At 57.3% G+C, this 3,368-nt stretch carries 2 protein-coding genes and 3 pseudogenes; 3 read left to right on the forward strand and 2 right to left on the reverse strand.

Annotated features, from left to right (window positions below; all coding sequences use genetic code 11):
• Positions 1–210 (forward strand): annotated as a pseudogene (locus tag AB3X94_RS41360) (IS701 family transposase); the annotation flags it as partial.
• A gap of 291 nt (positions 211–501) precedes the next feature.
• On the opposite strand, the gene AB3X94_RS41365 reads toward AB3X94_RS41360, so the two are convergent.
• Positions 502–837 carry a transposase gene (locus AB3X94_RS41365; protein WP_368594360.1) on the reverse strand — a complete coding sequence of 112 codons (336 nt, stop codon included), beginning with the start codon at positions 835–837 and terminating at the stop codon, positions 502–504.
• A gap of 106 nt (positions 838–943) precedes the next feature.
• Between AB3X94_RS41365 and AB3X94_RS41370 the strand changes: the two are divergent.
• Together AB3X94_RS41370 and AB3X94_RS41375 are read left to right on the forward strand one after the other, a co-directional pair.
• Positions 944–1,630, forward strand: a pseudogene (locus tag AB3X94_RS41370) (IS6 family transposase).
• A 49-nt stretch (positions 1,631–1,679) separates the two neighbouring features.
• A pseudogene (locus AB3X94_RS41375) lies at positions 1,680–1,811 on the forward strand (type II toxin-antitoxin system RelE/ParE family toxin); the annotation flags it as partial.
• Between the two features lie 457 nt (positions 1,812–2,268).
• On the opposite strand, the gene AB3X94_RS41380 reads toward AB3X94_RS41375, so the two are convergent.
• On the reverse strand, positions 2,269–3,368 hold a 1,100-nt coding region (locus AB3X94_RS41380), incomplete at its 5' end, for a thioesterase domain-containing protein (RefSeq protein WP_368594359.1).

Below are 3,368 nucleotides of genomic sequence, written 5' to 3' on the forward strand. Positions count from 1 at the left end.
CGGGCTCGGCCATTACGAAGGGCGAGGCTGGCGTGGCTTCCACCACCACGCCACGCTGAGTATCGCTGCATATGGGTTTCTGATGGCTCAGCGACTCAGGATGCGCTCGGATGAGCGCGATAAAAAAACTTCCCGGAACGCGCGATGCTTGCCCTTCCCCCGGATTACATCCCACGAGGCAGTCCAGCGCGCGCAACGCCACGCTCCTGATTCCATTACCACGTTGCGTATCCTGCTTGGACTACGGCTCATGCAACGATGGCATTCTTCCTGTACGGTAATAGGCTGCATAACTGATTATGTGACACAGTAAGATTAGTTTCGACGGTGATTATGCACGGAGCAGACGAACAAACCTGAGGCGCAAATCGATGTCGGGCACGGCATGTTGAAGATGCGACGATATGTTTCGGTATGCGAAGGTGCAGGGACCAGGTGGTCGAGCGCGATCGCGGCGCGGAGCAAAGCGCCGATGATGCTGCGCCAGTCCTGGGCATGAGATCAGGTGCGGCAATAGTGCCGCAGGTTGATCATCGTGTAGGCGAGTGTCTTGAATGCGTAGTGGACCAGGCTCAGGCGCTCGAAGCGCAGCAGCAGGCGGCGAAACTTGTCTTCCCAGGCGAAGAGCCGCTCGATGGTCCGGAAGCGCTCCTCGAAGACGGGCGGATCAAAGCGCTGCTTGCGGCCGCGCTTCGGTGTTTTGCGCCCACGCGGGTTCTCCCGGATGTTCGGGATCATGCCGCGATTGAAGATCGCCTTGCGGTTGGCCCGGCAGTCGTAGACGCCGTCCAGACTGACGGTTGAGCCGTGCAGGTCCATGCCAATGGCGCGGGCCATTGCGGTGAGTCCGGGCAGCGGCTCTGTCAGGTTGACGCAGGAGCGGGGGTAGAATGAAGCGATGAAGAAAAGATAGTCGCTTTATCACGGTCACCGCTTCCCTGCCATCGTCATCAGCTGCGCGGTTCGCTGGTATTTCCGGTTCAGCCTGAGCCTGCGCGATATCGAGGAGTTGTTGCTCGAGCGTGGTGTCGTCGTCACGTACGAAACAATCCGTTGCTGGTGCGACAGGTTCGGCGCTGAACTCGCCTAGCGTGCAAAGACGGCGCGGCGCAAGCGGGGCAACACATAGCATCTGGATGAGATGTTCGTGACGCTGCGCGCGGAGCCGTATCTGCTGTGGCGCGCGCTCGATGAGCATGGCACTGAACTCGACGTTCTGGTGCAAAAACGACGCGACAAGGCCGCAGCCAAGCGCTTCTTCCAGCGAGTGCTGCGATCAAACCCGGTGCCGCGCAGGATTGTCACTGACCAGCTACGCAGCTATCCGGCAGTGAAGTCCGAGATTCCAGAGCTCGCTCACGTGAAGCACGTTTTCGTCAAGGCGGTTGCGCGCGTGAATAACCGCGCCGAGAATAGCCACCAGCCGACCCGCAGACGCGAACGCCAGATGCTCGGCTTTCGCGATGCGCGTCGCGCTCAGGCGTTTCTCTCACGGTTCGGCCCGAGCCGGCATCACTTTGCTTTCCCCAGACATCGAATGAAAGCGGCAAGTCACCGTGCCGCACTCCAGGAACGCTTCGCCACATGGTACAGTTGGACTGGAACTGCCTCGATCGGTAAGGCTATTTAATATCGGTAACTACCGTTACCGGGTACGCGTACAGTCTACGTTCGTCAACTTGACAAAGCCCGGCCGAGTTCGTGGCACACGCAAAATGATCGTTCACCGCAACTACATTGTGTTCTATCGCGCCAGCGATGAAGTGGTGACAATCCTGCGCGTGAAACACGCCCGTCAGCAGTGGCCTTAACCATGTCGGTGACATCATTCCGCCAGCCTCTTCTAGACAGTGAATAACTATCAATGCGGCTGGAAGGCATCGACTGGCGTCAACCGACGAGAACGGCACGACCGACCTCCGAGTTATAAATGTCGACATTATTTAGCATCACTGATGACTTGACATAATTGAGCAGAGCTGGATTTTATTCGCTGCTCTCGTCTGCAAATTTTGGGAGCTTACCTGTTCTGCAATCGAAGACTGCCCGGTTGCGGGACCCGCGGCACCTGCGGTACCATCCCTTGTCAGCCCGCAACCGCTCGGCCTCAGTGATCGCGGATTCTCCAAGTCTGCCAGCTGCGCGGCGGCTTCCTCCGAGAAGGCCCCTCAGAGTTTTACCACGTCGCCAACTCACTGGTGTTCAAAGCGTGGGCCTGCTCCACATCCCAGATCATGGCCGCCGCTCCCAATCGATGCCCGAACAAGGTTAGCTCGGCGGCACCTGCGATTGCCGCCGACGGTCTGGTGAATTGTTCAAGGCTATCAAAAGGCATCGAGCCAGAACTCGGCGGTTTTCTGGGGTGTTCATCATCGTCGTGTGGTCACCCGGAACGGACACGGCGTGAATGGCTTCAGCACGCAAAACCCTGTCCCACCCCCGCAACGGCGAACTTGCTTCCTGACCTATTGAACCTCGTGCACGACGGCTGCGGACAGGTCCGTTGACATAAAACTGGTTGATCTCGATTCCAAGAGATGGAGCTTCATACAAGTCCAGTGCCCTTTGGAACTGCGCGGCCTTTTCATACGTCAGAAGAAGGCTTTCTAGATCACGGTCCTGGGGTATCGCCCCAATTTGCTGTGCCTTTTGAATCAGTTGGCCAATCGAGCTGTTTGCAGCAAATCGTTCTAAGACCTGGAAGCTGTCATCTTCCAAGAATTCCATAGAATCCAGCAGCACTTCCCGTGCCATTTGGGTCGGCGATAAGCTTCGTCGATTTGCAGGTAACGCAGCATCCATGAAGGCCATGAATGACACAGCTTCATTCAGATTCACTAAGTGCTGCGCAATCGCGTAAGCCAAGATTGCCCCAGATGAGTATCCAGCAAAGCGATACGGTCCATGTGGCTGGATCTCTCTAACTGCTAGCATTACTTCCGCCGCTATTGCCTCAAGAGTTAGTGGACGTTCGTCGTCGAAATGCGGCCATGGCAAAGCATAGACCGGACAGTCGACGTCCATTTCCTTCACAAGGGCGGGGACATAGGAACAATCGCCCAATCCTGTGGGAACAAAGAAGAGAGGTGGCTGTGATCCCGTTTCCAGAACGGAAATCACTTGCGGACTGCTGGGCTGTCGCTTCAAATGAATCTTCGATGCGAGCTCCCTCAGAACAGGGGCTTGGAAGAGGTCGGCAGCGCTAAACGTCAGCCCTGCTTTTTGTGCTCGACTGATCAGCTGCACCGCCAAGAGCGAGTGCCCGCCGAGCGCAAAGAAGTGGTCGTGGCGTCCGACCCGCTCCACACCGAGAAGCTCGGCCCAGATCTGTGCCAGCGTGATCTCGACCTCGCCTTGCGGCGCCTCAT

The organism is Paraburkholderia sp. BR10923, assembly GCF_040948765.1.
In the GTDB taxonomy this organism is placed as follows: Bacteria; Pseudomonadota; Gammaproteobacteria; order Burkholderiales; family Burkholderiaceae; genus Paraburkholderia; species Paraburkholderia youngii.